Origin of the sequence: Helicobacter sp. UBA3407, from assembly GCF_949747025.1 — a bacterium.
Classification (GTDB): domain Bacteria; phylum Campylobacterota; class Campylobacteria; order Campylobacterales; family Helicobacteraceae; genus Helicobacter_D; species Helicobacter_D ganmani.
In genome coordinates this window covers 1-2,134 of sequence record NZ_CATKCB010000256.1, presented here as the reverse complement: position 1 = coordinate 2,134, position 2,134 = coordinate 1, and the positions used below count along the sequence as shown (strand labels likewise).

The following is a 2,134-nucleotide window of genomic DNA, read 5'->3' as shown; positions in this document are numbered from 1 at the left end:
AGATTTTCCTTGTGTTCGCACAGCGCAATAGCTCTTTTGTAAGCTTTGACTGCTTTATCATAATAGTGCATTGCTATACAATCCTCTGCGAGATTTAGGCATTTGCCATAGCTCTCCCCTTTTTGTTTGATTTCCTCCTCTATGGCGATGATTTCTTGCCACCAAAGCTTTGTGGGAGCAAAAAGTGCAAAATCCCTCATTTTCGCAATTTGGAATTGTTCTTTGTATTTTTCGTTTTCAGAGTCTAACTCTAGTGCTTTTTCAAAATACTGACTTGCTTCTTTGTAATTTTTGCATTTTTTATAGCACATTCCGATTTTAAACAAATTCTCTGTATGGTTTGGGCAAAACCTCTCTGCAATTTGGTAAAACTTATTTGCTTTTTCATAGTCTTTATCTTTATGATAAATTTTCATCGCATAAAAATAAAAAGGATAAAAAATTAATACTTTCATTCTGTTGTAATTCCTTGTTTAAATTCTAAATACTCTTGCACGAAATCCTTTTCGCCTAGTTCTCTTAATCTTTCTAAAATTTTGCTTTCATTGCGCATAGAAAACACTTCAAAAAGCAGATTATAAAGCGAACAAATAAACCATTGTTTATTTGTAATTTCCATATTCGGAGTGGTCAAAAAAGTCTCATATTGCGCAGAATCTTTTGGGGTTTTCCATTCGCCATAGTTTTCTTTCAAATACAAAGTATAGTTTTTTGGTGCTAGATATTGCTTACCCAAAAACTCATAAGGTGCAAGCTTAAAAGGTGTATTCCACCACCGCACATAATCTCCATCGTGATAAATCCTCCCCCGCTCCTCATAATGCGCAAAAACATCAATATAAGTGTTGTTTAAATGGCGAATCTGCACGCCACCTTGATAATTTTTAAAAAGAGTATTGAGCTTGAAATTCTTACTTTTTTGTAGAACCTCTCTTGCTTTTTGCAAATCTTGCTTGTAAATCCCAACATCTATATCCTTATCATAGGAAATGAAATTATGCTCACGCACGCAACCTAGAAATGTGCCAGAGACCAAAAACATTTGGATTTCGTTTGCTTCTAAGAGATTCCGCAAATCCTCTAATGCCTCTTTTGCACTTTTTAAATCCATTACTTCTTTTGTGATAAGATTCTTAGAATTGCCTTGCAAAAATAAAGATTCCTTAAAAAGTCTTTTAGCTTCTTTATATTCCCCGATTCTAGCAGCTGCATTTGCGAGGTGCTTTAGAATCTCCCATTGGTGCGGCTTAAATCTTTCAAGACGATAAAGATTATTACTTAAAATCTGCTTGGCAGCCTCTAAATCCTTAGAATCTTGGATAATTTTTGCAAGAATTATCCAAGTCTTTAGCCTTTTGGATTTTTGCAAGAGATGTTCCAAGGATAAAAAGGCTTCTTGCTTGCAACCCAAATAAGCTAGCAACATTGCTTGCAGGTAAATCGCGTCCGCGTGGTTGGGATTGGATTTCAAAAAACAATCCAAATACTTTAAACTCCGCGTGAAATCCCCATAAAAATAAAAAATCTCTGCGAAATAAAATTCCGCGATTCTTTGTTTGAAAAATTGTAAGTTTTTAAGAATCAAAAAGGCTTTAGAATGGGTTTTTAGACTTTGCATATAAACTTGCGCCAATAGACAAAAAACAAAAGTCAAAGGATTCGCTCCTCTGCTTTCCCGATAAGTCTTTTGGAAAATCTTTTTAAAAGTCATTTTTAATTCTTTGTAAAAGTTCGCTTGTGGAAATATTTTGCGTTCTAGGCAGATACACGACTTGACAAATATCTCTAAAATCATCAAATTTTCCTGCCCAATCATCACCCATTACTAAAATATCTGCTTCATAACGCAATAAATACTCTCTTTTTAACTCCAAAGACTCTTCTAAGAAAACACTATTGACAAATTTCAAAGAAGCAACAATATGCGCCCTCTCAATCTCGCTCATAATGGAATTGCGCGCCTTTTTTGAAAAATTCAATGCGTCAGAGGAAATGCCGACAAAAAGCTCATCTCCCAATCTTGAAGCTCTTTCTAAAAGCTTTAAATGCCCAAAATGAAATAAATCAAAAGTTCCAAATGTCAAAACTCTTTTGCGCTCTAAAATCATTAATGCCTACAATTAATCCAAATTTT

At 34.3% G+C, this 2,134-nt stretch carries 3 protein-coding genes; all 3 read right to left on the bottom strand.

Features of this window, described 5'->3' with window-relative positions; genetic code table 11:
• Positions 1–455, bottom strand: a 455-nt coding sequence (locus Q1553_RS08450; protein ID WP_300842933.1) for a tetratricopeptide repeat protein, incomplete at its 3' end; no start/stop codon positions are given.
• Complete coding sequence (locus Q1553_RS08445) at positions 452–1,711, bottom strand: LicD family protein (RefSeq protein WP_300842932.1); 1,260 nt, start codon at positions 1,709–1,711, stop codon at positions 452–454. The genes Q1553_RS08445 and Q1553_RS08450, both read right to left, overlap by 4 nt.
• On the bottom strand, positions 1,701–2,108 hold the full coding sequence (locus tag Q1553_RS08440) for an adenylyltransferase/cytidyltransferase family protein (RefSeq protein ID WP_300842931.1): 408 nt from the start codon (positions 2,106–2,108) through the stop codon (positions 1,701–1,703). Before Q1553_RS08440 ends, Q1553_RS08445 begins: the two co-directional genes overlap by 11 nt.
• Between the last annotated feature and the right edge of the window lie 26 nt (positions 2,109–2,134).

What these genes read in the sequence shown, in the direction of transcription:
- Q1553_RS08445 (WP_300842932.1), bottom strand. Translation starts at nt 1,711, where the DNA reads ATGACTTTTAAAAAGATTTTCCAAAAGACTTATCGGGAAAGCAGAGGA.
- Q1553_RS08440 (WP_300842931.1), bottom strand. Translation starts at nt 2,108, where the DNA reads ATGATTTTAGAGCGCAAAAGAGTTTTGACATTTGGAACTTTTGATTTA.